This is a genomic window from Rhodococcus sp. HM1, assembly GCF_023218075.1.
In the GTDB taxonomy this organism is placed as follows: Bacteria; Actinomycetota; Actinomycetes; order Mycobacteriales; family Mycobacteriaceae; genus Rhodococcus.
On the sequence record NZ_JALPTB010000083.1, the window covers coordinates 1 to 24073 of the forward strand.

At 70.6% G+C, this 24073-nt stretch carries 23 protein-coding genes and 1 pseudogene; 18 read left to right on the plus strand and 6 right to left on the minus strand.

The features are described from left to right. Positions 1 to 545 (minus strand): MFS transporter (locus M1M07_RS28085; protein WP_248676270.1); only part of this gene is annotated, 545 nt, incomplete at its 3' end. After that, positions 542 to 1435, minus strand: a complete 894-nt coding sequence (locus M1M07_RS28090) for a PAC2 family protein (RefSeq protein WP_197250472.1) — start codon at positions 1433 to 1435, stop codon at positions 542 to 544. The genes M1M07_RS28090 and M1M07_RS28085, both read right to left, overlap by 4 nt. A gap of 51 nt (positions 1436 to 1486) precedes the next feature. On the opposite strand from M1M07_RS28090, the gene metH reads away from it, so the two are divergent. The 6 genes and pseudogenes from metH to hisG form a co-directional block, all read left to right on the plus strand. Then, the gene (gene metH, locus M1M07_RS28095) at positions 1487 to 5056 is read left to right on the plus strand and encodes a methionine synthase (RefSeq protein ID WP_248676271.1); all 3570 of its coding nucleotides are present in this window, start codon (positions 1487 to 1489) and stop codon (positions 5054 to 5056) included. Then, positions 5049 to 5762, plus strand: coding sequence for an HAD family phosphatase (locus M1M07_RS28100; RefSeq protein WP_248676272.1), 714 nt, complete (start codon positions 5049 to 5051; stop codon positions 5760 to 5762). Before metH ends, M1M07_RS28100 begins: the two co-directional genes overlap by 8 nt. 2 nt (positions 5763 to 5764) lie before the next feature. Then, positions 5765 to 6625, plus strand: a complete 861-nt coding sequence (locus M1M07_RS28105) for a rhodanese-related sulfurtransferase (protein ID WP_197250470.1) — start codon at positions 5765 to 5767, stop codon at positions 6623 to 6625. 2 nt (positions 6626 to 6627) lie between these two features. Further along, positions 6628 to 7515, plus strand: a complete 888-nt coding sequence (locus tag M1M07_RS28110) for a pseudouridine synthase (RefSeq protein ID WP_197250469.1) — start codon at positions 6628 to 6630, stop codon at positions 7513 to 7515. Between the two features lie 34 nt (positions 7516 to 7549). Beyond that, positions 7550 to 7831: a phosphoribosyl-ATP diphosphatase gene (locus M1M07_RS28115; protein WP_197250468.1), complete on the plus strand. Its 282-nt coding sequence runs from the start codon at positions 7550 to 7552 to the stop codon at positions 7829 to 7831. 80 nt (positions 7832 to 7911) lie between these two features. Next, a pseudogene (hisG, locus tag M1M07_RS28120) lies at positions 7912 to 8757 on the plus strand (ATP phosphoribosyltransferase); the annotation flags it as partial. Between the two features lie 31 nt (positions 8758 to 8788). Here hisG and M1M07_RS28125 read toward each other — a convergent pair. Further along, complete coding sequence (locus M1M07_RS28125; RefSeq protein WP_248676273.1) at positions 8789 to 9616, minus strand: thioesterase family protein; 828 nt, start codon at positions 9614 to 9616, stop codon at positions 8789 to 8791. 195 nt (positions 9617 to 9811) lie between these two features. Here M1M07_RS28125 and M1M07_RS28130 point away from each other — a divergent pair, with 195 nt between their 5' ends. Beyond that, on the plus strand, positions 9812 to 10663 hold the full coding sequence (locus M1M07_RS28130) for a tRNA (adenine-N1)-methyltransferase (RefSeq protein ID WP_248676274.1): 852 nt from the start codon (positions 9812 to 9814) through the stop codon (positions 10661 to 10663). Positions 10664 to 10720: 57 nt separating this feature from the next. On the opposite strand, the gene M1M07_RS28135 is transcribed toward M1M07_RS28130, so the two are convergent. Continuing rightward, positions 10721 to 11209, minus strand: a complete 489-nt coding sequence (locus M1M07_RS28135; RefSeq protein ID WP_197256331.1) for a nuclear transport factor 2 family protein — start codon at positions 11207 to 11209, stop codon at positions 10721 to 10723. A 194-nt stretch (positions 11210 to 11403) separates the two neighbouring features. On the opposite strand from M1M07_RS28135, the gene arc reads away from it, so the two are divergent. Next, positions 11404 to 13173, plus strand: coding sequence for a proteasome ATPase (arc, locus tag M1M07_RS28140; protein ID WP_197256333.1), 1770 nt, complete (start codon positions 11404 to 11406; stop codon positions 13171 to 13173). A 50-nt stretch (positions 13174 to 13223) separates the two neighbouring features. Here the strand turns inward: arc and M1M07_RS28145 are convergent, their stop codons facing one another. Next, a complete protein-coding gene (locus tag M1M07_RS28145) occupies positions 13224 to 13763 on the minus strand; it encodes an NUDIX domain-containing protein (RefSeq protein ID WP_197256335.1) in 540 nt (179 codons plus the stop codon). A gap of 87 nt (positions 13764 to 13850) precedes the next feature. Here M1M07_RS28145 and M1M07_RS28150 point away from each other — a divergent pair, with 87 nt between their 5' ends. The 5 genes from M1M07_RS28150 (at position 13851) to prcA (ending at position 17783) form a co-directional block, all read left to right on the plus strand. After that, positions 13851 to 14234 carry a nitroreductase family deazaflavin-dependent oxidoreductase gene (locus tag M1M07_RS28150; RefSeq protein ID WP_248676275.1) on the plus strand — a complete coding sequence of 128 codons (384 nt, stop codon included), beginning with the start codon at positions 13851 to 13853 and terminating at the stop codon, positions 14232 to 14234. A gap of 50 nt (positions 14235 to 14284) precedes the next feature. After that, a complete protein-coding gene (gene dop, locus M1M07_RS28155; RefSeq protein WP_248676276.1) occupies positions 14285 to 15778 on the plus strand; it encodes a depupylase/deamidase Dop in 1494 nt (497 codons plus the stop codon). A 153-nt stretch (positions 15779 to 15931) separates the two neighbouring features. Then, complete coding sequence (locus M1M07_RS28160) at positions 15932 to 16123, plus strand: ubiquitin-like protein Pup (protein WP_059384481.1); 192 nt, start codon at positions 15932 to 15934, stop codon at positions 16121 to 16123. A 62-nt stretch (positions 16124 to 16185) separates the two neighbouring features. Beyond that, positions 16186 to 16974: a proteasome subunit beta gene (gene prcB / locus M1M07_RS28165; protein ID WP_197256352.1), complete on the plus strand. Its 789-nt coding sequence runs from the start codon at positions 16186 to 16188 to the stop codon at positions 16972 to 16974. Beyond that, positions 16971 to 17783, plus strand: coding sequence for a proteasome subunit alpha (gene prcA / locus M1M07_RS28170; RefSeq protein WP_248676277.1), 813 nt, complete (start codon positions 16971 to 16973; stop codon positions 17781 to 17783). The genes prcB and prcA overlap by 4 nt, the downstream gene beginning before the upstream one ends. Here prcA and M1M07_RS28175 read toward each other — a convergent pair. After that, on the minus strand, positions 17759 to 19258 hold the full coding sequence (locus tag M1M07_RS28175; RefSeq protein WP_197256354.1) for a bifunctional phosphatase PAP2/diacylglycerol kinase family protein: 1500 nt from the start codon (positions 19256 to 19258) through the stop codon (positions 17759 to 17761). The genes prcA and M1M07_RS28175 overlap by 25 nt on opposite strands. 64 nt (positions 19259 to 19322) lie before the next feature. On the opposite strand from M1M07_RS28175, the gene pafA reads away from it, so the two are divergent. The 5 genes from pafA to tatC all read left to right on the plus strand — a co-directional run. Continuing rightward, positions 19323 to 20681 (plus strand): Pup--protein ligase, encoded by a 1359-nt coding sequence (gene pafA / locus M1M07_RS28180; protein WP_197256343.1) that lies wholly within the window; start codon positions 19323 to 19325, stop codon positions 20679 to 20681. A gap of 88 nt (positions 20682 to 20769) precedes the next feature. Beyond that, the gene (locus tag M1M07_RS28185; protein ID WP_197256345.1) at positions 20770 to 21768 is read left to right on the plus strand and encodes a YafY family protein; all 999 of its coding nucleotides are present in this window, start codon (positions 20770 to 20772) and stop codon (positions 21766 to 21768) included. Beyond that, entirely contained in the window at positions 21765 to 22751 is a 987-nt protein-coding gene (locus M1M07_RS28190; protein ID WP_248676278.1) for a YafY family protein, read from the plus strand. The genes M1M07_RS28185 and M1M07_RS28190 overlap by 4 nt, the downstream gene beginning before the upstream one ends. A 97-nt stretch (positions 22752 to 22848) precedes the next feature. Next, positions 22849 to 23100, plus strand: a complete 252-nt coding sequence (tatA, locus tag M1M07_RS28195) for a Sec-independent protein translocase subunit TatA (protein ID WP_197256348.1) — start codon at positions 22849 to 22851, stop codon at positions 23098 to 23100. A gap of 87 nt (positions 23101 to 23187) precedes the next feature. After that, positions 23188 to 24073 (plus strand): twin-arginine translocase subunit TatC (tatC, locus tag M1M07_RS28200; RefSeq protein WP_248676279.1); only part of this gene is annotated, 886 nt, incomplete at its 3' end.

Genomic DNA, 24073 nt, shown 5'->3' on the forward strand with positions numbered 1-24073 from the left:
CCGCTGGGCAGGCCGATCACGGCGAGCACGAGGGCGGCCGCGGCGAGCACCACGAAGGCACATCGCCAGCCGACTTCCGCGGCAAGGCCGCCGACGAGTGGTGCGATGGTCTGACCGGCGGCCTGCATGGCGCCGAACAGGCCGAGGGCGCGTCCGAGCTGGTCTTTCGGGGTGATCATCGCGAGCGCGGCGAGCAGCAGTGGGGTGGTGAAGGCGTTGGCGACGCCTTGCAGGACCCGGGTGCCGAGCAGCAGCGTCATGGTGGGCGCGAGCGCCGACGCGAGTGCCGCGAGGGCGTACACGGCGTAGGCGGTGCGCACGGTCCGAACGCGGCCCCAGCGGGCGCCGAGGGTGCCGGAGACGAGCATCGCGAGGGCGAACGGGCCCAGGTAGGCGGTGATGGTGAGGGCGGCGTCGCCGGTGCTCACGCCGGTGTCGGCGCCGATCTCGGGCAGCATCGAGATGACGACCCCGCCGCCGAAGGGTCCGAGGAACCCCCCGACGTACAGTGCGGCGCGCTGCAGGGTGGTGCGGGCGCTGCTCACTGGGACAGGCCGCCCGGTCCCCTCCGGCGCAGGTACTTCTCGAATTCGGCGGCGATGGCGTCGCCGTCGATGGTGGAGATGCTGTCGTCGAGGTCGGTTTCGGCGTCGCCGCGTTCTTCGAGGGTGCGGACGTATTCGGTGATGTCCTCGTCGTCCTCGGTCATCTCGGTGACGGTCTGTTCCCATTCCTCGGCGAGGGTGGGCAGTTCGCCGAGGGGGACTTCGATGTCGAGGACGTCCTCGACGCGGCGCAGCAGCGCGACGGTGGCCTTGGGGTTCGGGGGCGAGGACACGTAGTGCGGGACCGCCGCCCAGAACGAGATGGCGGGGATGCCGCGGCGGACGCAGGCGTCCTGCAGGACCCCGGTGATGCCGGTGGGGCCTTCGTAGCGGGATTTCTCGAGGTTGAACTTCTTGGCGGCTTCACTGCTGTAGGCGGTGCCGGTGACCGGGACGGGCCGGGTGTGCGGGGTGTCGGCGAGCAGGGCGCCGAGGATGACGACGGTGTGGGCGCCGATTTCCTCGACGAGTTCGAGGATCGCGTCGCAGAAGCTGCGCCAGCGCATGTTGGGTTCGATGCCGCGCAGGAGCACGACGTCGCGGTCGCTGCCGGGCGGCGAGCACACGGACAGGCGGGTGGCCGGCCAGTCGATCTCGCGGGTGACGCCGTCGACGAGGCGCACCTGCGGCCGGTTGACCTGGTAGTCGTAGAACTCTTCGGAGTCGAGTTCGGCGAACGGTTCGGCGTCCCAGATCAGCTCGAGGTGTTCGACGGCGCCGCTGGCGGCGTCGCCGGCATCGTTCCACCCTTCGAACGCGGCGATGAGCACCGGGTTGCGCAGGACGGGGACGTCCGTTTCCGTGCCGTCGGCGGATTCACTTTCGCTCACCTGTCCAGCCTACGGCCAGCGGCCGATGGGGCGCCCACTAGTCTGGTGGCCATGTCCACCCCATTGCACTCTGCCTTGCTCGATGCGCTGTCGCGGCGCGTTGTCGTCGGAGACGGGGCGATGGGCACCATGTTGCAGGCCGCGGATCTGTCGCTGGACGACTTCCGTGGCCTCGAGGGGTGCAACGAGATTCTCAACGACTCCCGGCCGGATGTGATCCGCGGTATCCACCGCGCGTACTTCGAGGCCGGCGCGGATGCCGTCTCCACGAACACCTTCGGTTGCAACCTGCCCAATCTCGCCGACTACGACATCGCCGACCGTATCCGTGACCTGTCCGAACGCGGGACCCGCCTGGCCCGGGAGGTGGCCGACGAGATGGGTCCGGGCCCCGACGGCATGGGCCGGTTCGTGCTCGGGTCGATGGGTCCGGGCACCAAGCTGCCGACCTTGGGGCATGCGCCGTTCGACGCGTTGCGCGATGCCTATCTGGAGGCCGCGCTCGGCATGATCGACGGTGGTGCGGACGCGATCCTCGTCGAGACCTGCCAGGATCTGTTGCAGGCGAAGGCGGCGATCATCGGCAGTCGCCGCGCGATGGAGCGTGCCGGGCGGCGGGTGCCGATCATCACGCACGTGACGATGGAGACGACCGGCACGATGCTGCTGGGGTCGGAGATCGGGGCGGCTCTGAACGCGCTCGCGCCGCTGGGTATCGACCTGATCGGGTTGAACTGTGCGACGGGTCCGGCGGAGATGACCGAGCACCTGCGGTATCTGTCGCAGCATTCCGAGGTGCCGGTGTCGGTGATGCCCAATGCCGGTCTGCCGGTGCTGGGCGCCAACGGTGCCGAGTACCCGTTGTCGCCGGAGGAGCTGGCCGAGGCGTTGACCGGGTTCGTCTCCGACTACGGGTTGTCGCTGGTCGGCGGCTGCTGCGGGACGACGCCCGAGCACATCCGGCAGGTCGCGGAGGCGGTGCGGGAGCTGGCACCGGCCGAGCGTCGGCCGGTGTCCGAGCCGGGGGTGTCGTCGCTGTATGCGGCGGTGCCGTTCGAGCAGGACGCGTCCATCCTGATGATCGGTGAGCGCACCAACACGAACGGGTCGAAGGCGTTCCGGGAGGCGATGCTCTCGGCCGACTACGACAAGTGTCTGGAGATCGCGAAGGATCAGATCCGCGACGGCGCGCACATGCTGGACCTGAACGTCGACTACGTCGGCCGGGACGGGGCGGCGGACATGGCGCAGCTGGCGTCGCGGTTCGCGACGGCGTCGACGCTGCCGATCATGATCGACTCGACGGAGCCGGACGTGATCCGGGCCGGTCTCGAGCATCTGGGCGGCCGTTGCGCGGTGAACTCGGTGAACTACGAGGACGGGGACGGTCCCGGGTCGCGGTTCCAGCGGATCATGGAGCACGTCGTCGAGCACGGTGCCGCGGTGGTGGCGCTGACCATCGACGAGGAGGGGCAGGCGCGCACCGCCGAGCACAAGGTGCGGATCGCCGAGCGGTTGATCACCGACCTGACGGAGAACTGGGGGCTGGCGCAGGAGGACATCATCGTCGATGCGCTGACGTTCCCGATCTCGACGGGTCAGGAGGAGGTGCGCCGCGACGGCGTCGAGACGATCGAGGCGATCCGGGAGATCCACCGCCGCTACCCGCAGGTGCATTTCACGCTGGGCATCTCGAACGTGTCGTTCGGGTTGAATCCGGCGGCCCGGCAGGTGCTGAACTCGGTGTTCCTGCACGAGTGCACCGAGGCGGGGTTGGACACCGCGATCGTGCACGCGTCGAAGATCCTGCCGATGGCGCGGATCCCGGAGGAGCAGCGGCAGGTCGCGCTGGATCTGGTGTACGACCGGCGCAGCGAGGGCTACGACCCGCTGCAGAAGCTGATGGAGCTGTTCGAGGGGGTGTCGGCGGCGTCGGCGCGGGAGTCCCGCGCGCAGGAGCTGGCGGCGCTGCCGTTGTTCGAGCGGCTCGAGCGGCGCATCGTCGACGGCGAACGCAACGGTCTCGAGGCGGATCTGGATGCGGCGATGACGGAGGTGCCGCCGCTGGCGATCATCAACGACACGCTGCTGGCGGGGATGAAGACGGTCGGTGAGCTGTTCGGGTCCGGGCAGATGCAGTTGCCGTTCGTGCTGCAGTCGGCCGAGGTGATGAAGGCGGCGGTGGCGTATCTCGAGCCGCACATGGAGTCGACCGGTGATGACGGCAAGGGCCGGATCGTGCTGGCGACCGTGAAGGGCGATGTGCACGACATCGGCAAGAACCTGGTGGACATCATCCTGTCCAACAACGGCTACGAGGTCGTCAACCTCGGCATCAAGCAGCCGATCGCGACGATCCTCGACGCCGCGATCGACAAGCGCGCCGATGTGATCGGCATGTCCGGGCTGCTGGTGAAGTCGACGGTGGTGATGAAGGAGAACCTCGAGGAACTCAACGCCCGCGGGGTGGCGGAGCAGTTCCCGGTGCTGCTCGGTGGTGCCGCCCTGACCCGTGGCTACGTCGAGGACGATCTGGCGGAGATCTACGAGGGCGAGGTGTCGTACGCGCGGGACGCGTTCGAGGGGCTGGCGTTGATGGACCGCATCATGGCCGTCAAGCGTGGCGAGGGTCCGGCGCCGGACAGCCCGGAGGCGATCGCCGCGCGGGAGAAGGCCGCCGAACGCAAGGCCCGGCACGAACGCAGCAAGCGGATCGCGGAGAAGCGCAAGGCCGCGGAGACCCCGGCGGAGATCCCCGCGCGCAGCGATGTGGCGGCGGATCTGCCGGTGCCGACGCCGCCGTTCTGGGGCAGCCGCGTCGTCAAGGGCATCGCGGTCGCCGACTATGCGGGTCTGATCGACGAGCGGGCGTTGTTCCTGGGTCAGTGGGGGCTGCGCGGGCAGCGCGGCGGTGACGGCCCGACCTACGAGGAACTGGTCGAGACCGACGGTCGGCCGCGGTTGCGGTACTGGCTGGACCGGTTGTCGACCGAGGGCATCCTGGCGCATGCCGCGGTGGTGTACGGGTATTTCCCGGCGGTGTCCGAGGGCGACGACGTGGTAGTGCTGACCGAGCCGCGGCCGGACGCGCCGGAGCGGTTCCGGTTCACGTTCCCGCGGCAGCAGCGGCCCCGGTTCCTGTGCATCGCCGATTTCGTGCGGTCGCGGGAGGAGGCGCAGCGCACCGGGCAGGTCGACGTGTGGCCGTTCCAGCTGGTGACGATGGGGCAGCCGATCGCGGATTTCGCGAACGAGTTGTTCGCCGCGAACGCCTACCGCGACTACCTGGAGGTGCACGGCCTGGGTGTGCAGTTGACCGAGGCGCTGGCCGAGTACTGGCACCGGCGGGTGCGGCAGGAGCTGGCGTTCGCCGGGGGTGGGACCGCCGCCGACGACGATCCGGCCGAGGTGGCGGACTACTTCAAGCTGGCCTACCGGGGGGCGCGGTTCGCGTTCGGGTACGGGGCGTGCCCGAACCTGGAGGACCGCATCAAGCTGGTCGAGCTGCTCGAACCGGAGCGGATCGGGGTGGAGCTGTCCGAGGAGCTGCAGTTGCATCCCGAGCAGTCCACCGACGCGTTCGTCCTGCACCATCCGGAGGCCAAGTACTTCAATGTCTGAGCTGATCGATTCCGTCCTCGGCACGTCGGCGCACGCCGGCGCGCTGCGGGCGGTGCTGTGGGACATGGACGGCACGCTGCTCGAGTCGGAACAGTTGTGGGACATCGGGATGCGGGAGTTGTCGCTGCATCTCGGGGGCCCGATGTCGGAGGAGACCCGGATCGCGACGATCGGTGGGCCGCTGGATCTGTCGGTGTGGCGCACCTTCGACGGTCTCGGGCTCGCCCCGACCCCGGACGAGCAGACCGCCGCGGAGGATTGGCTCAACGCGTTCATGGCGGAGCTGTTCGCGCAGGGGCTGCCGTGGCGGCCCGGGGCGCGGGCCGCGCTGGGTGCGGTGCGGGAGGCCGGGCTCGGTCAGGCGCTGGTGACCAACACCGGCCGCCGGTTGTGCGATGTGGCGCTCGAGACCCTGGGCCGCACCCATTTCGATCACACGGTGTGCGGGGACGAGGTGCCGGCGGGCAAGCCGGATCCGGCGCCGTACCTGCGGGCCGCGGAGCTGCTCGGGCTGGACCCGGCGCAGTGCCTGGCGGTGGAGGATTCCCCGACCGGGGCGGCCGCGGCCGACGCCGCGGGCTGCACGGTGCTGGTGGTGCCGTCGCTGACGACGGTGCCGGGTTCGCCGCGGCGGGTGTTCCGGTCCACCCTGGAGGGGTTGACGGTGGCCGACCTGCGGGAACTGCACGTCTCCGGGGAGCGCTGAGCATGGCCGTCCCGAAGATCGTGTTGTTCTACAAGTTCACGCCGCTGCCCGATCCGGAGGCGATCCGGTTGTGGCAGCACACGCTCGCGTCGGCGCACAGCCTGACCGGGCGCATCCTGATTTCCGAGCACGGCATCAACGGCACCGTCGGCGGGGACATCGCCGATGTGAAGAAGTACGTGCGGGGGTTGCGCAGCTATCCGGCGTTCAAGGACACCGACGTGAAGTGGTCGGACGGCACCGGCACCGATTTTCCGCGGTTGTCGGTGAAGGTGCGTCCCGAGATCGTCACCTTCGGGGTGCCGGACGAGGTGAAGGTCGACGAGCACGGCGTCGTCGGCGGCGGGGAGCACCTGTCGCCGCTGGCCCTGCACGCGTTGATGTCCGAGCGCGGCGACGACGTGGTGTTCTTCGACGGCCGCAACCGGTTCGAGGCGGAGATCGGCCGGTTCCGGGATGCGATCGTGCCGGACGTGGCGACCACCCGCGATTTCGTCGCCGAACTCGACAGCGGCCGCTACGACCACCTCAAGTCGAAGCCGGTCGTCACCTACTGCACCGGTGGGGTGCGGTGCGAGGTGCTGTCGGCGTTGATGCGCAACCGCGGTTTCGACGAGGTGTATCAGCTCGACGGCGGCATCGTCCGCTACGGCGAGACGTTCGGCGACGGCGGCCTGTGGGAGGGCTCGCTGTACGTGTTCGACGGGCGCATGAACGTCGAATTCTCCGACGATGCGGTGACCTTGGGGCGGTGTTCGCTGTGCGAGGCGCCGACCTCGCGGTACCGCAACCATCCGGACGTCAACGGGCGGGCGCAGACGCTGGTGTGCGAGGACTGCGTGCCCGATCCGGTCGGTTCCTGACCGTGCCGGCCGCGCCGCTGCCGATCCGGGACGGGCTCGGCCCGGACCGGGTGCGGATGCCCGCCGGGGCCGCCGCGCGCACCGTCGTCGAATACCTGCAGGCCGCGCATCCCGGGGAGGACTGGTCCGGGCGCATCGCGGCCGGGGAGCTGGTCGACGAGCACGGCCGCGCCGTGGACGTGCACACCCGCTTTCAGCCGACCCGGTTCGTGTACTTCTACCGGGAGCCGCCGCCGGAGGTGCCGGTGCCGTTCGCGGTGGATGTGCTGTACCGGGACGCGGGGCTGGTGGTGGTCGACAAGCCGCATTTCCTGGCGACGATCCCGCGGGGCGCGCACATCCGGGAGACGGTGGTGGTGCGGCTGCGCCGGGACCTGGGGTTGCCGGATCTGGTGCCGGTGCACCGGCTGGACCGGATGACCGCGGGGGTGTTGTTGTGCACCGTGGATCCGGCGTTGCGGCGGCCCTATCAGGAGTTGTTCGAGCAGCAGCGGGTCCGCAAGGTGTACGAGGCGATCGCCCCGCACCGCCCCGGGGTGCAGTTCCCGCGGGTGGTGCGCAGCCGCATCCGGAAGCGGCACGGGGAGCTGACCGCCGTCGAGGTGCCGGGGGAACCGAACGCCGAGACCCGCATCGAACTGGTCGAACGGGCCGGGGACCGGGCCCGGTACCGGTTGTTTCCGCGCACCGGCCGCACCCACCAGCTGCGGCTGCACCTGAATTCGCTGGGGGCGCCGATCGTGGGAGACAACTTCTATCCGCAGTTCCGGCGCCGCGCGCCCGACGATTTCACCGATCCGCTGCGGCTGCTGGCGCGCACCCTCGAGTTCGACGATCCGATCACGGGGCGGCCGCGGCGTTTCGACAGTCGCCGGGTGCTGGATTTCTGACGGGGGACGCCGCGCGCAGGGCACCGGGCCGGTCATGAAACAATGGGCTCCCGTGAAGACCTTCGAATCCCTGTTCGCCGAGCTGTCCGAGCGTGCCGTGACCCGTCCCGAGGGGTCCGGCACCGTTGCCGCCTTGGACGCCGGCGTCCATGCGCAGGGCAAGAAGGTGATCGAGGAGGCCGGCGAGGTGTGGATCGCCGCCGAGTACCAGAGCGACGAGGAGTTGGCCGAGGAGATCTCGCAGCTTCTGTACTGGGTGCAGGTGCTGATGGTGGGGCGCGGTCTGAAGCTCGAGGACGTCTACAAGCATCTGTGATCGTCGATCGATCCCAGCCTGTTTGCCTGAATCGTCCCGCCCCCGTTTGTCGCTGTTTCCCCAGAGAGGCCGAGTCCCGAATGCTGCGCGTCGCCGTTCCCAACAAGGGTTCCCTGTCCGAGTCCGCCGCCGAGATCCTCAGTGAGGCCGGGTACCGGCGTCGCACCGATTCGCGGGATCTGACGGTGCTCGACCCGGTCAACGAGGTCGAGTTCTTCTTCCTGCGTCCGAAGGACATCGCGATCTATGTCGGCTCCGGGGAGCTGGATCTGGGGATCACCGGGCGGGATCTGGCCGGGGATTCCGGTGCGCCGGTGACCGAGCGGTTGTCGCTGGGGTTCGGCCGGTCCTCGTTCCGGTATGCGGCGCCGAAGGGCCGGGACTGGAAGGTGGAGGATCTGGCGGGGCTGCGGATCGCCACGTCGTACCCGAATCTGGTGCGCAAGGATCTCGCGGCGCGGGGGATCGAGGCGACGGTGATCCGGCTCGACGGTGCGGTGGAGATCTCGATTCAGCTCGGGGTCGCCGATGCGATCGCCGATGTGGTCGGGTCGGGTCGCACGCTGCGCCAGCACGAGCTGGTGGCGTTCGGGGAGTCGCTGTGCGAGTCCGAGGGCGTGCTGATCGAGCGGGAGGGCTCGAACCGGGACGACGCGGCCCGCAACCAGTTGATCGCGCGGATCGAGGGTGTGGTGTTCGCGCAGCAGTACGTGATGCTCGACTACGACTGCCCGAAGCACCTGCTGGACGAGGCGGTGAAGGTGACGCCGGGGCTGGAGTCGCCGACGATCTCGCCGCTGGCGAACGATGATTCGGTGGCGGTGCGGGCGATGGTGCCGCGCAAGGGCCACAACGCGGTGATGGATCGGCTCGCCGAGATCGGGGCCCGCGCGATCCTGGCGTCGGATATCCGCTCGTGCCGGGCGATGCGCGGCGTTTCTCGGGGTCGGTCGCGGGTCAGCGGGCGCGGACCTGCACGTTCTGCACGATGCGGCCGAGGGGGCCGTGTTCGTCGTGCAGGGATCCGGCGGTCATGCCGACACCGTCGGGGCCGTAGGAGGTTTCGGCGCGGATGCCGGTCCAGTCGCCGGTGGGGGCGCGGAACAGGTGCACGGTCAGGTCGGTGTTGAGGAACAGCCACTTGCCGGGATGCAGCTTCGAGCCGACCCCGTTGGCGACGTCGGCGACGCTGAACAGTTTCTCGAGCCCGGTGGGTTCCTCGCCTTCGACCAGGGCGGTGTCGGTGCGCAGCCACGCCGAGGCGGGGCCGGGGCGGCCGAGCGGGGTGAGCAGCCGCCAGTCGAGGGTCTCGACGTAGCCGTGGTGCCAGAAGTCGCCGTCCGGTTCGGCGGGGGTGGCCTCGGACACCGGGGGCAGCGGTTCGTCGGCGGCGTTCGCGACCTCGGGTAGTTCGACGGTTTCCAGGCGCCACGCGGAGCCGCGCGCCACCGCCCGGTGGGTGCCGTCGGGGCCGGCGGCCCACAGTTCGGCGACGACGAGTTCGATCTTGCGGCCGGGCCGTTCGATCCAGGAGCGGACCTCGAGGTCGGTGAGCGGGACCGGTCCGAGCAGGTCGACGGTGATGCGGGTCAGGCGGGTGCCGGGGCGGGCGCCGCACCGGTCGAGGGCGCGGGCGAGCAGCGCCGACGGGGGCGCCCCGTGCTGCAGGGTGGTGCCCCAGGTGCTGACGGTGCGGTCGGTGGGGCGGAACCACTCGATGTGGACTGCGCTGTCGGTGGTGCCGGCCGGGCCGGTCGTCGGCACGTAGTAGGCCGCGTCGCTCACTTCGGTTCTCTCCTCGGGACTTCGCGGCGGCTGGGGGTGAACCGCCGTCCGACGATGATGACACCGAGTGCCGGAACGAGGCGGCGGTGGGTGGGGTGTGTGCAGCGACGCTCGGGTGACCTGGCAGGCTGTGGGACGGTCCGGCGCAGTGCCCGGGCCGATTCGGCAGGCGAGCAGACGAGGGTGGACACGGCGATGGCAGCAGGCGGACTCGGGCGTAGCGGACCGTTCCAGGTCGGTGATCGCGTGCAGTTGACCGACGCCAAGGGCCGCAAGTACACCGTGGTGCTCGAGCCGGGCAAGGAGTTCCACACCCACCGCGGCGGGATCCTGCACGACGATCTGATCGGCACCGACGAGGGTGTGGTGGTGACCTCCACCAACGGCACCCCGTATCTGGCGTTGCGGCCGCTGCTGGTGGACTACGTGATGTCGATGCCGCGCGGGGCGCAGGTGATCTACCCGAAGGACGCCGCGCAGATCGTGCAGGAGGGCGACATCTTCCCGGGGGCGACGGTGCTCGAGGCGGGCGCCGGGTCCGGGGCGTTGACGTGTTCGCTGCTGCGGGCGGTCGGGTCGACCGGCCGGGTGATCTCGTACGAGGTGCGCGAGGACCATCTCGAGCACGCCGAGCGGAACGTGACCACGTTCTTCGGGGAGCGCCCGGAGAACTGGACGACACAGCTGGCGGATCTGGCGGACTACGACGTGGAGACCCACGGGCGGGTCGATCGGGTGGTGCTGGACATGCTGGCGCCGTGGGATGTGCTCGAGACGGTGAAGAAGGCGCTGGTGCCCGGGGGGGTGCTCATCGTCTACGTGGCGACGACGACGCAGCTGTCGCGGGTGGTGGAGGCGCTGCGGGAGCAGACCTGCTGGACCGAGCCGCGGTCGTGGGAGTCGATGGTGCGGGGCTGGCACGTGGTGGGGTTGGCGGTGCGTCCGGAGCATCGGATGCAGGGGCACACCGCGTTCCTGGTCAGTGCCCGCCGGTTGCAGGACGGGGTGGAGACCCCGAAGCCGCAGCGCCGCCCCAGCAAGGGCTGAGCGTCCCCACCGGGGTGGTGCCGTGGCCCGGTGCGTCCGGGCCCCGGCGTGCCGGTGTCAGCTGCAGGGCAGGTGGCCCATCTCGAAGATCGAGCAGACGCTCTCGTCGGCGATGACCCACTGGCCGTCGACCTCTTCGAAGGTCAACGGCATGGGGGCGCCACCGTGCGGGCCGGCGACCTCGGTGGTGGCGGTGACGGTGTCCTCGTCCACGGCGGCGACCTCGCCGACGGTGCCGGTGAGCGGGTAACCCGCGAGCACCCCGTTGAACTGCTCGAGCACGGCGGTGCGGTCGGCACCGTTCTCGACAACGGCGGCCTTGGCGTCGGCGGGGGCGGCCGGGTCGAAGAACGTGTTCACCTGCTGCTGCAGGACCTCGGCGGTGACCGCGGCGGCCGCGGCCGCGGCGCTCGTGGTGGCACCGGTGGCGGCGCCCGACGTGGTGGCCGAGGCGGTCTCGGTGGGGTCGTCGTCGCTGCTGCACGCGGTGAGGGCGGTGAGGGCGGCGGCGGTGGCCGCGACGGCGGCGAGCTTGCGGATGGTCACGGAGGACACCTTTCGTGTGAACCGTCGGAACAGAAACCAAAAGATAGGCAAGGCTAACATCGTGGCCGCGGTGGTTCCGGCCCCGGCGGTGTGAGTGCGGCGACACATGTTCGGAACACGGCTGTTTCGTGTCCCCCCGCACATCGGCCCGACTGCCGGTAGCGTGGAAACACCCACAGTGGAGGGAGTCGCACATGTCAGAGAACCCGGATTCGGTTGCCGCCCGTGAGATCGACGAACTGCGAACCGAGGTCGCCGCGTTGCGACGCCGGCTCGCCGAGCCGTCCGACCAGGTACGCGACCTCGAGGCACGCCTCGACTCCCTGACGGTCCGCAACGGCAAGTTGATGGAAACGCTCAAGGAGGCCCGCCAGCAGCTGATCACCCTCCGGGAGGAGGTGGACCGGCTCGGGCAGCCACCGAGCGGCTACGGGGTGCTGCTGAGCACCTTCGAGGACCAGACCGTGGACGTGTTCACGTCGGGCCGCAAGATGCGGGTGGCGGTGTCGCCGAATCTCGACACCGCGGATTTCGAACCCGGACAGTCGGTGCGGCTGAACGAGGCGCTCACCGTCGTCGAGGTCGGCGGTTTCGAACGCGTCGGGGAGATCACCGCGCTGCGGGAACTGCTCGACGACGGCACCCGCGCCCTGGTCGTCGGGCACGCCGACGAGGAACGCGTGGTGTGGCTGGCCGCGCCGCTCGCCGCGGCCGCCGCGCGCACCCTGGACCCGGGGAACGCGGACCTCGCCGACACCGACGACAACTTCAAGCTGCGCCCCGGCGATTCGCTGCTGGTCGACAGCAAGGCCGGGTACGCGTTCGAACGCATCCCGAAGGCGGAGGTCGAGGACCTCGTCCTCGAGGAGGTCCCGGACGTCGACTACGGCGACATCGGTGGCCTGGGCCGGCAGATCGAGCAGATCCGCGACGCGGTGGAGCTGCCGTTCCTGCACAAGGACCTGTTCCGCGAGTACGCGCTGCGTCCCCCCAAGGGCGTGCTGCTGTACGGGCCGCCCGGCTGCGGCAAGACGCTGATCGCCAAGGCGGTCGCCAATTCGCTGGCGAAGAAGATCGCCGAGGCCCGCGGGCAGGATTCGAAGGAAGCCAAGTCGTACTTCCTCAACATCAAGGGCCCGGAGCTGCTGAACAAGTTCGTCGGCGAGACCGAACGGCACATCCGGATGATCTTCCAGCGGGCCAGGGAGAAGGCGTCCGAGGGCACCCCGGTGATCGTGTTCTTCGACGAGATGGACTCGATCTTCCGGACCCGCGGCTCGGGCGTGTCCTCCGACGTGGAAACCACCGTGGTGCCGCAGCTGCTGTCGGAGATCGACGGTGTCGAGGGTCTCGAGAACGTCATCGTGATCGGCGCCTCCAACCGTGAGGACATGATCGATCCGGCGATCCTGCGGCCCGGCCGCCTGGACGTGAAGATCAAGATCGAACGTCCGGATGCGGAAGCGGCGCTGGACATCTTCTCGAAGTACCTGACCGATGCGCTGCCGGTGCACGCCGACGATCTCGCCGAGTTCGGCGGCGACCGCGGCGCGTGTGTGCGGGCGATGATCGAGCGGGTCGTCGACCGGATGTACGCCGAGTCGGAGGAGAACCGGTTCCTGGAGGTCACCTACGCCAACGGCGACAAGGAGGTCCTGTACTTCAAGGACTTCAACTCCGGCGCGATGATCCAGAACATCGTCGACCGCGGCAAGAAGTACGCGATCAAGTCGGTGCTCGAGACCGGCGCCCCGGGTCTGCGGGTGCAGCATCTGCTCGATTCGATCGTCGACGAGTTCGCCGAGAACGAGGACCTGCCCAACACCACCAACCCGGACGACTGGGCCCGGATCTCCGGGAAGAAGGGGGAGCGGATCGTCTACATCCGCACCCTGGTCACCGGCAAGAACGCCAGCACCAGCCGGGCCATCGACACCGAGTCGAACACCGGCCAGTACCTGTAGCGGCGTGAACCGACGGGGTGGGCCGGGAGGGTGTCTCCCGGCCCACCCCGTCACGGCTGCAGCAGGTCCGCCAGCAGCACCCGGCTGTCCGGCACGAACGGCCACGCCGGGTCCCGCACATGCGCGCGCAGCTCGTCGAGGGTCCACCACCAGCCCGCGGCGATCTCGCTGTCCTGGTGCCGCACTTCCCCGCCCCAGCAGGTTTCGAATGCCCACAGGTGACAACGCAGGGGATGGCCGCGCCAGCTGCCGTCCCACGAGGCCTCGGCCAGCGGCGTCAAATCCACTCCGGTCACGCCGAGTTCCTCGGCCAACTCCCGGCGGGCCGCCTCGATCGGGGTTTCCCCGGCGTCGATGACCCCACCGGCGAGACAGTCGTGGTGCGCCGCGAACACCGTCTTGGTGGTGGAACGGCGGTGCACGTAGACGCGGGTGCGGTCCGGGGAGCGCAGCAGCACCCCGGCGCTGCCGTGCCACAGCCCCTGCGCATACACCTGCGAACGCGGGGCCTGCCCGGTGCAGCGGCCGGCGTCGTCGTACACGGCGACGAGTTCGTCGGAGCCGCGCTCGAACCAGGGTGTCGCATCCATTGGGATCATGCTGCCACCCGGGCCCGGACGGCGGCCGGTCGGCGTAGCGTCGAGGCGGTGCGCCCGGCCCACCCGGAGGGAGCCCCGATGCCGCTGCCCGCCACCCTGGCCCGGTTCAACCGGGTCGTCACCAATCGTCTGCTGCGGCCACTGGCGGCGCACCTGCCGTACATGGCGGTCGTCGAGCACCGCGGCCGCCGCTCCGGGCGGCTCTACCGCACCCCGGTCAACGTCTTCGTCGACGGCGACCGGTACCGGTTCGCGCTGACCTACGGCACCGACGTGGACTGGCTGCGCAACGTGCGGGCCGCCGGCGGCTGCACCGTGATCACCCGCGGCCGCGCCGTGCCGGTGACCGACCCGCGGCTGGGCCACGACCCGCACGCGGCGTGGGCGCCGCCGCCGGTGCGGTGGGTGCTCACCACGATCGGGGCCCACCACTACCTGGACTGCACCGCCGCCGCCGGGTGATCGGGGCCGCCGCACTCCCGCCGCGGCGGTGATCACCTAGTCTCGATGCCATGCAGCGGATCATCGGTATCGAGGTCGAGTACGGGATCTCCTCACCCAACGAACCCACGGCGAACCCGATCCTGACCTCCACCCAGGCGGTGCTGGCCTACGCGGCGGCCGAGGGGGTGCCGCGCGCCAAGCGCACCCGGTGGGACTACGAGGTGGAATCGCCGCTGCGGGACGCCCGCGGCTTCGACCTGGGCCGCTTCAACGGGCCGGCCCCGATCATCGACGCCGACGAGGTCGGCGCCGCCAACATGATCCTCACCAACGGGGCGCGGCTGTACGTCGACCACGCGCATCCGGAGTATTCGGCGCCGGAGGTCGCGGACCCGCTGGACGCGGTGATCTGGGACAAGGCCGGCGAACGCGTGATGGAGGCCGCGGCGCGGCACGCGTCCAGCGTGCCGGGGGCGCCGCGGCTGCAGTTGTACAAGAACAACGTCGACGGCAAGGGCGCCTCCTACGGCACCCACGAGAACTACCTGATGTCGCGGGACACCCCGTTCTCGGCGGTAGTGGCGGGCCTGACCCCGTTCTTCGCGTCCCGGCAGGTGATCTGCGGGTCCGGCCGGGTCGGGATCGGGCAGTCCGGGGACGAGGCCGGGTTCCAGCTCTCGCAGCGCGCCGACTACATCGAGGTCGAGGTGGGGCTCGAGACCACCCTCAAGCGCGGCATCATCAACACCCGCGACGAACCGCACGCCGACGCCGACAAGTACCGGCGGTTGCACGTGATCATCGGCGACGCGAACCTGGCGGAGATGGCCACCTACCTGAAGGTGGGCAGCACCGCGCTGGTGCTGGACCTGATCGAGGCCGGTGTCGACCTGTCCGATCTGCAGCTGGCGCGGCCGGTGACCGCGGTGCACCACATCAGCCACGACCCGACGCTGCGCAAGACGGTGGCGCTGGTCGACGGGCGGGAGCTGACCGGGCTGGCGTTGCAGCGGATCTACCACGAGCGGGCCGCCGAGTTCCACGACGGCACCGAGGACAAGCGGGTCCTCGACATCCTCGACAAGTGGGCGATGGTGCTCGACCTGCTCGAACGCGACCCGATGGAATGCGCGGACCTGCTGGACTGGCCGGCGAAGCTGCGTCTGCTGGAGGGTTTCCGCAACCGGGAAGGGCTGGCGTGGTCCGCGCCGCGGCTGCACATGGTGGATCTGCAGTACTCCGACGTGCGCCTGGACAAGGGCCTGTACAACCGGCTGGTGGCCCGCGGGTCGATGCAGCGGCTGGTCACCGAGCAGCAGGTGCTCGACGCGGTGCACACCCCGCCGGCGGACACCCGGGCGTTCTTCCGCGGGGAGTGCCTGCGCCGGTTCGGCGCGGACATCGCCGCGGCCAGCTGGGATTCGGTGATCTTCGATCTCGGCGGAGAGTCGCTGGTGCGGATCCCGACGCTCGAACCGCTGCGCGGCAGCCGCGCGCACGTCGGGGCGTTGCTCGAGTCGGTGGAGTCGGCGGCCGAGCTGGTGGACCAGTTGACGCACTGACCGGGGTGCGTGCGCGCCGACACACGGGCGCGCCGCACCACAAGTCGCACTCGGTACCGGGTCGGCTCGGTAGGGTGGAGTTCTGAGCAGGATGGTGGCCCGTCCGGTCGTCGACCGGAGCCGGACACCACAGTGATCGAGGAGGTCGCGGCTATGGCGCAGGAGCAGACCACACGCGGCGGTGGTGGCGACGACGACGAGGTCGTCGGCGACGGTGGTGCCGGTCAGGAACGGCGCGAGAAGCTGGCGTCGGAAACCGACGATCTTCTCGACGAGATCGACGACGTGCTCGAGGAGAACGCCGAGGACTTCGTGCGGGCCTATGTGCAGAAGGGCGGCCAGTGACAACGGATCGTTCGTCCCTTCCCTATCGCGAGGTGCAGCCCCGGCTGCACCTCGCGTCTGAGATGTCGTCGTTCACCGAGCATCTGCGGATGCACGCCCCGGAGTTGCTGCCGGAGAACCGGTTCGCCGGGCAGCTCGGGTCGCTCGGCGAGATCGCCCCGCACGGCACGACGATCGTGGCGGTGACCTTCGACGGTGGGGTGCTGCTCGCCGGGGACCGGCGCGCCACGATGGGCAGCCTCATCGCGAGCCGCGACGTGGACAAGGTGCACATCACCGACGACTACTCCGCGGCCGGCATCGCCGGGACCGCGGGCCTGGCCGTGGAGATGGTGCGGCTGTTCGCGGTCGAGCTCGAGCACTACGAGAAGATCGAGGGTGTGCCGTTGACGTTCGACGGCAAGGCCAACCGGCTGTCCTCGATGGTGCGCGGCAACCTCGGCGCGGCCATGCAGGGTCTGGCCGTGGTGCCGCTGCTGGTCGGGTTCGATCTCGACGCCATCGATTCGCGCCGCGCCGGCCGCATCGTCTCGTACGACGTGGTCGGCGGCCGGTACGAGGAACGCGCCGGCTATCACGCCGTCGGGTCCGGGTCGTTGTTCGCCAAGTCGTCGCTGAAGAAGCTGTTCCGGGCGGACGCGGACGAGCAGTACGCGCTGCGCACCGCGGTGGAGGCGCTGTACGACGCGGCCGACGACGACAGCGGCACCGGCGGCCCCGACACCACCCGCGGCATCTATCCGACCGCCGCGATGATCACCGCGTCCGGGGCGACGATGGTGCCCGAAGCGACGTTGTCCGAACTGGCCCGCGCGATCGTGGCCGACCGCACCGCAGGAGGTGGGCAGTGACGCTGCCGTACTATGCGTCCGCCGAGCAGATCATGCGCGATCGCTCGGAGCTGGCCCGCAAGGGCATCGGCCGCGGCCGCAGCGTGATCGCGCTGATCTACGCGGACGGGGTGCTGTTCGTCGCGGAGAACCCGTCGAAGGCGCTGCACAAGATCAGCGAACTGTACGACCGGGTGGGTTTCGCGGCGGTCGGCAAGTACAACGAGTTCGAGAGCCTGCGCCGCTCCGGGATCATGCACGCGGACATGCGCGGCTACGCGTACGACCGGCGGGACGTGACCGGCCGGTCGCTGGCGAACGCGTTCGCCTCCACCCTCGGGTCGATCTTCACCGACCAGCCCAAGCCGTACGAGGTGGAGATCTGCGTGGCCGAGGTGGGCCGGTCCGACACCGAGGACGCGCCGCAGCTGTACCGGATCACCTACGACGGGTCGATCGTCGACGAACCGCAGTTCGTGGTGATGGGCGGCACCACCGAGCCGATCGCGACCGCGCTGCGCGAGGCCTATCGGCCCGGTCTCGAGCTCGATGCCGCGGTCGCGGTGGCGGTGACGGCGCTGCAGCGCGGCACCGGCTCGGAGGCGACGCCGCGGACCCTGGGCATCGGGGAACTCGAGGTCGCGGTGCTCGAGAAGCCCCGGCCGCGCCGCGCGTTCCGGCGGATCACCGGCGCCGCGTTGGAGGCGATGCTGCCGACCACCGGCGACGGCGCCGCCGCGGCGGACAGCCCGGAGACGGCGGAGAAGCCGGCCTCCGACGCTGACACTGACACCGACACGTCCGGTCAGGACGGGTCGGGCAGCCGGTAGAGCGTCAACGCCGCGGGGGCACTGCGGAATTCGAAGACGGTGCCGTCGGTGACGACCTCGCCGTCGGTGGCCAGCGCCACCGGCGGTCCCTCGATGCGCACCGACACCGCGGCCACGTTCCGCTGCGTGTAGGTGGGGGACCGGTCCAGGCTGCCGGTGGCCACCGCGGTGAGCAGCCGCAGCCGGGACCAGCGCCGGTCCGCCCGCAGGTACCGCAGATCGAGGGTGCCGCCGGTCAGCGCCGGCCGGGACATCGGGACCCGATCGGTCGGGGTGTACCGGCCGTTGCCGACGAACAGCAGCCACAGCGCCATCTCGGTGCCGTCGATCCGCACCGTCAGCGGTGACGCGGTCGCCAACACCCGCGTCATCGCCGCCGCCGCGGCCGGCCACTTGCCGATGCGCGGTTCCCAGCGTTCCCGCAGCCGCACCGAATCGGGGTAGCCGCCGAGACTGGCGGTGTTGACGAAGGTGTACTCGGTGCCGCCGTCGCCGGTGCCGGTGCCGTTGCCGGGGGTGTCGGGGACGGTGACCCGCCCGAGGTCGATGCGGACGGCGTGTCCGCCGGCGACGGCGCGGATGGTGTCGCCCGGTTCGGCGGCGCCGGCGTCGCGCGCGAAGTGGTTGAGGGTGCCGCCGGGGAACACCGCCAGCGGCAGACCCGCGGCGACCGCGGCCGCCGCGACCGCGACGACGGTGCCGTCGCCGCCGTCGACGCCGAGCGCCACCGGGTGGTGCTCGGTGATCAGCCGGTCCAGTTCGGCGGCGAGGTCGTCGCCGGTGGGCAGCGTGACGATGCGGGCCTCCGGCAGCGCCGCCCGCAGGTCCTCGTGGTCGCTCTCGTCGGTCCCGGAGCCGGGATTGACGACGACCAGCAGCCCGCGCCCGGTGGGCAGCGCCGGGGCCTCCACCGCGGTCCCGGCGACCGCGGGTTCGTCGACGCGCACCGCCCACCAGCGGCGGGTGCCGAGCGCGACCGCGGCGCCGGCGGCGGCGCCGACGAGCACGTCGGTGGGCCAGTGCACCCCGGTGTGCACCCGCGAGTAGGCGACCGCGGCGGCCAGCGGCGCCACCACCGCGGCGGTGGCGGGGGATTCGAGCGCCACCCCGGTGACGAACGCGGCGGCCGAGGCGGCGTGCCCGGACGGGAACGACGACGAGGTGGGCATGGGCACGTTGCGGCGCCGGAAGTGCGGTTCGACGCGGGCCGGGGGGCGGCGGCGCGGCAGCAGCGGCTTGAGGACCCCGTTGGCGAGGGCGCTGGCGCCGGCCACCGACAGCAGCCCGCGGACCACGGCGCGGCGAGGGGTGCCGCCGACCGCGATGCCCACCGCGGCGCACCCCATCCACAGCACGCTGTGGTCGGCGAGGCGGCTGAGAATCCGCAGCGTCGGGTCTGCGGGGGACGGGCGCAGCGCGCCGCTGCGTTCGAACAGGACACGGTCTGCGCGGCTGTACCGGGCGGCATCGAACATCACAGGTTGACCGTAGATGCCGTTGCAGCCGATGGTCGGTTGTTCGGAGCGGTACTGTCGAAGTGTGCAGCGACGAATCATGGGTATCGAGACGGAGTTCGGCGTCACGTGTACCTTCCACGGGCATCGCCGACTGAGCCCCGACGAGGTGGCGCGCTACCTGTTCCGCCGGGTGGTGTCGTGGGGCCGCAGCTCCAATGTGTTCCTGCGCAACGGGGCGCGGTTGTATCTGGACGTGGGGTCGCACCCGGAGTACGCGACCGCCGAGTGCGACGACCTGTTGCAGCTCGTCGAGCACGACCACGCCGGGGAGCGGGTCCTCGAGGATCTGCTCGTCGACGCCGAGCAGCGGCTCGCCGAGGAGGGCATCGGCGGCGACATCTACCTGTTCAAGAACAACACCGACTCGGCCGGCAACTCGTACGGCTGCCACGAGAACTATCTGGTGGCGCGGGTGGGGGAGTTCTCCCGCATCTCCGACGTGCTGCTGCCGTTCCTGGTGACCCGGCAGCTGATCTGCGGCGCCGGGAAGGTGCTGCAGACCCCGAAGGCGGCGACGTTCTGCCTGTCGCAGCGCGCCGAGCACATCTGGGAGGGCGTCTCCTCGGCGACCACCCGGTCCCGGCCCATCATCAACACCCGCGACGAACCGCACGCCGACGCCGAGAAGTACCGGCGGCTGCACGTGATCGTCGGTGACTCGAACATGTCCGAGACCACCACCATGCTCAAGGTGGGGTCGGCGTCGCTGGTGCTCGAGATGATCGAGGCCGGGGTCGCGTTCCGGGACTTCGCGCTGGACAACCCGATCCGCGCGATCCGGGAGGTCAGCCACGACCTGACCGGGCGGCGCCCGGTGCGGCTGGCCGGGGGTCGGCAGGCCAGCGCCCTGGACATCCAGCGCGAATACCACGCGCGGGCGGTGGACTATCTGCGCAGCCGGGAACCGGACCCGCACGTGGCGCAGGTCGTCGACCTGTGGGGCCGGGTGCTCGATGCGGTCGAGTCGCAGGACTTCGCGAAGGTCGACACCGAGGTCGACTGGGTGATCAAGCGCAAGCTGTTCCAGCGCTACCAGGACCGCTACGGCATGGAACTGTCGGACCCGAAGATCGCGCAGCTCGACCTGGCGTACCACGACATCAAACGTGGCCGCGGCGTGTTCGATCTGCTGCAGCGCAAGGGGCTCGCCGCGCGCGCCACCGACGACGAGGCCGTCGACGCGGCCGTGAACACCCCGCCGCAAACCACCCGCGCGAAGCTGCGCGGCGACTTCATCGCGGCGGCGCAGGCCGCGGGCCGGGACTTCACCGTCGACTGGGTGCACCTCAAGCTCAACGACCAGGCGCAGCGCACCGTGCTGTGCAAGGACCCGTTCCGGTCCGTCGACGAACGCGTGGAGCGGCTGATCGCCTCGATGTAGAACATCCCGTCACGGAGATCATCGCCGGCAGGCGTGTCGCGCGACCACGCCTGCGGACGGCCGCGGGCGGGACACTAGGCTTGCGGGCGTGGCGATCTCGAAAGTCGAACGGCTGGTCAACCTGGTCATCGCGTTGCTGTCCACACGCCAGTTCCTGACGGCGGAGAAGATCCGGGCGTCCGTCGCCGGCTACGCGGACTCGGCGAGCGACGAGGCGTTCAGCCGCATGTTCGAGCGCGACAAGAACGAACTGCGCGACCTGGGCATCCCGCTGGAGACGGGTATGCCGTCGCGGTACTCCACCGTCGAGGGCTATCGCATCAACCGGGACGCCTACGAGCTGCCCGACATCGAGCTGACCAGCGCGGAAACCGCGGCGGTCGCGGTCGCGGCGGCGCTGTGGTCGTCGCCGGAGCTGACGTCGGCGGCGCAGAGCGCGTTGCTGAAGCTGCGGGCGGCCGGGGTGCAGGTCGACGCCGATCCGACCGGCACCGTGACCTCGCTGCCGGCGCGGGCCCGCGGCTCCGAACCGGCGCTGCACGCGCTGCTCGCCGCGATCGACGCGCGCCGCGCCGTGCAGTTCGACCATCGCGCGTCCCCCGCGGACCCGTGGACGCGGCGCACCGTCGAACCGTGGGGCATCGTCACCGTGCACGGCCGCTGGTATCTGGTCGGGCACGACCGCGACCGCGACGCCACCCGCACCTTCCGGCTCTCCCGCATCGGCGACGAGGTCACCGCGGTCGGTCCCGCCGGTGCCGTCACCATCCCGGAGGAGGTGGATCTGCGGGCGAGGGTGCTCGAGGCCACCAGCACCGGCGATGTCACCGGCGCCGCCCGGGTGTGGGTGCCGGACGGGCGGGCCGCCGAGCTGCGCCGGCTCGGCACCGAGACCGAACGCCGCCGGATCGGGGACCGCGACGGCACGGTGCTCGAGGTGCCGGTGCGGTCGTGGAGCTGGATCGCGCGGGTGATCGCCGGGCAGGGCGCCGATGCCCTGGTCCTGGCGCCGAGCGAGCTGCGGGAGCAGGTGCGGGCCATCCTGACCCGGGTGGTCGCCGGCACGGCCGTGGAGGGGGAACGGTGAGCACACGATTGTCGGAGCGGCTGACGCGGCTGCTCAATCTGGTGCCGTATTTCACGGCGAACCCGGGGATCAGCGCGGCCGAGGCGGCCCGCGACCTGGGGGTCACGCCGAAACAGATCATGGACGATCTGAACCAGCTGTGGGTGTGCGGTCTGCCCGGCTACGGGCCCGGGGACCTGATCGACCTGTCGCTGTCGGAGGACAGCATCGTGGTCACCTTCACCGCCGGCATCGACCGGCCGCTGCGGCTGACCTCCACGGAGGCGACGGCGCTGCTGGTGGCGTTGCGGTCGCTGCTGGAGATGCCCGGGGTGGTCGATCCGTCGGCGGCGCAGGGCGCCATCGCGAAGATCGAGGCGGCCGCCGGCAGCGCCGCCGCCGACCGCGACACCCCGGTGCCGGTGTCCGACGATCCGGTCGCGGCGACCGTGCGGGCCGCGGTGCACCGCGGCCGGGCCCTGCACCTGACCTACTATTCGGCGTCCCGGGACACCGTCTCGGAGCGGGACGTGGACCCGATCCGGGTGGTGCTCATCGACGAGCACACCTATCTGCAGGCGTGGTGCCGCACCGCGGAGGGGGTGCGGTTGTTCCGGTTCGACCGGATCGATGCGGCCGAGGAACTGCCGGAACCGGCCCGGCCGCCGGCCGCGGTCGACGAGGAGGACAGCTTCGAGTTGTTCGCCGGGGATCCGACGCTGCCGGCCGCGCGGTTGCGGATCGATCCCGGCTACAGCTGGCTGATCGACTACTACCCGCTCACCGAGGTGCAGTTGCAGCCGGACGGGTCGTGCACCGCGGTGCTGCGGTACGCGTCGCCGGAGTGGATGACACGGCTGGCGGTCGGGCTCGGCGGTGGCGTGACGGTGCTGGGGCCGCCTGAGCTGGTGGCCGCGGTGCGGGCCCGCGCCGCGGCCGCGCTGGAGGCGTACGACACACTGCCGCTCGACGAACCGGCGGCGGGGCGTGTAACGGAGTTGTGAACCCTGCGCGAACTCCCGGTCAAACGGCTGTGGGCGGGGATCGGGCATGTTCGGGTCCGGTAGCATCGGCAGCACACCATCAGTGGAGGTTGAAACAATGGGTGGATTGAGCGTTTGGCATTGGGCCATCGTCGCGATCGTCGTCGTGATCCTGTTCGGTTCGAAGAAGCTGCCCGACGCCGCCCGCGGTCTGGGACGGTCGCTGCGCATCTTCAAGAGCGAGATCAAGGAGATGCAGAACGACGACGCCCCGGCGGCGCCGCAGCCGGCTCCGAACCCGCTGCCCGCCGGTGAGAGCGTCGACCCGACCGTCACACAGGCCAAGCACACCGAACCGCGGTCGGCCTGACCACCGACCAAACCACCGGGGCATCCGCGACGGGTGCCCCGGTCCTCCGCTGATCCCGGGGGCTTCGACAGGAGCTGAGAACCGCACGTGCGCATCCCGTTCGATCCGCGCCGAAGCCGGCGCAAGACCAACCCCGACGGCACCATGTCGCTGGTCGAACATCTGTACGAACTGCGCACCCGTCTGCTGATCGCGCTCGCCGCGGTGCTCGTCACCACCGTCATCGGGTTCGTCTGGTACAGCCGCAACCTGTTCGGCCTGCCCAGCCTCGGCTCGATCCTGCTCGACCCCTACTGTTCGCTGCCGGCGTCCTCCCGCGCCGACATCAGCGCCGACGGCGGCTGCCACCTGCTCGCCACCGGCCCGTTCGAACAGTTCATGCTGCGCCTGAAGGTCGCCGCAACCGCCGGCGTGGTGATGGCCTGCCCGGTGTGGCTGTACCAGCTGTGGGCGTTCATCACCCCCGGCCTGTACGCGAAGGAACGCCGCTACGCCATCGGGTTCGTCGTCTCCGGCGCCGTGCTGTTCGTCACCGGCGCGGTGCTGGCGTACCTGGTCGTCACCCACGCCCTGTCGTTCCTGCTGACCGTCGGCAACGAGGTGCAGGTCACCGCCCTGTCCGGATCCGAATACTTCGGGTTCATGATCAACCTGCTGGTCATCTTCGGGGTGTCCTTCGAGATCCCGCTGGTGATCGTCGCGCTCAACGCCGTCGGGGTGCTGTCCTACGCCAAGCTCAAGGCCTGGCGCCGCGGCCTGATCATGGCGATGTTCGTGTTCGCGGCCGTCGCGACCCCCGGCCAGGATCCGTTCTCGATGCTGGCGCTGGCGGCGGCGCTGACGCTGCTGCTCGAGATCGCCATCCAGATCGCCCGGATCACCGACAAACGCCGCGCCCGCCGCGACCGCGAGGACGGCTGGGCCGATCTCGACGACGACGAGAGCTCCCCGATCGCCGCGCCCACCCCGGTCG

Excerpts from the sequence above, each read along its gene's own strand:
- metH (WP_248676271.1), top strand. The coding sequence starts at position 1,487 with ATGTCCACCCCATTGCACTCTGCCTTGCTCGATGCGCTGTCGCGGCGC.
- M1M07_RS28100 (WP_248676272.1), top strand. The coding sequence starts at position 5,049 with ATGTCTGAGCTGATCGATTCCGTCCTCGGCACGTCGGCGCACGCCGGC.
- M1M07_RS28105 (WP_197250470.1), top strand. The coding sequence starts at position 5,765 with ATGGCCGTCCCGAAGATCGTGTTGTTCTACAAGTTCACGCCGCTGCCC.
- M1M07_RS28115 (WP_197250468.1), top strand. The coding sequence starts at position 7,550 with ATGAAACAATGGGCTCCCGTGAAGACCTTCGAATCCCTGTTCGCCGAG.
- M1M07_RS28130 (WP_248676274.1), top strand. The coding sequence starts at position 9,812 with ATGGCAGCAGGCGGACTCGGGCGTAGCGGACCGTTCCAGGTCGGTGAT.
- arc (WP_197256333.1), top strand. The coding sequence starts at position 11,404 with ATGTCAGAGAACCCGGATTCGGTTGCCGCCCGTGAGATCGACGAACTG.
- M1M07_RS28145 (WP_197256335.1), bottom strand. The coding sequence starts at position 13,763 with ATGGATGCGACACCCTGGTTCGAGCGCGGCTCCGACGAACTCGTCGCC.
- M1M07_RS28150 (WP_248676275.1), top strand. The coding sequence starts at position 13,851 with ATGCCGCTGCCCGCCACCCTGGCCCGGTTCAACCGGGTCGTCACCAAT.
- dop (WP_248676276.1), top strand. The coding sequence starts at position 14,285 with ATGCAGCGGATCATCGGTATCGAGGTCGAGTACGGGATCTCCTCACCC.
- M1M07_RS28160 (WP_059384481.1), top strand. The coding sequence starts at position 15,932 with ATGGCGCAGGAGCAGACCACACGCGGCGGTGGTGGCGACGACGACGAG.
- prcB (WP_197256352.1), top strand. The coding sequence starts at position 16,186 with ATGTCGTCGTTCACCGAGCATCTGCGGATGCACGCCCCGGAGTTGCTG.
- M1M07_RS28175 (WP_197256354.1), bottom strand. The coding sequence starts at position 19,258 with ATGTTCGATGCCGCCCGGTACAGCCGCGCAGACCGTGTCCTGTTCGAA.
- tatA (WP_197256348.1), top strand. The coding sequence starts at position 22,849 with ATGGGTGGATTGAGCGTTTGGCATTGGGCCATCGTCGCGATCGTCGTC.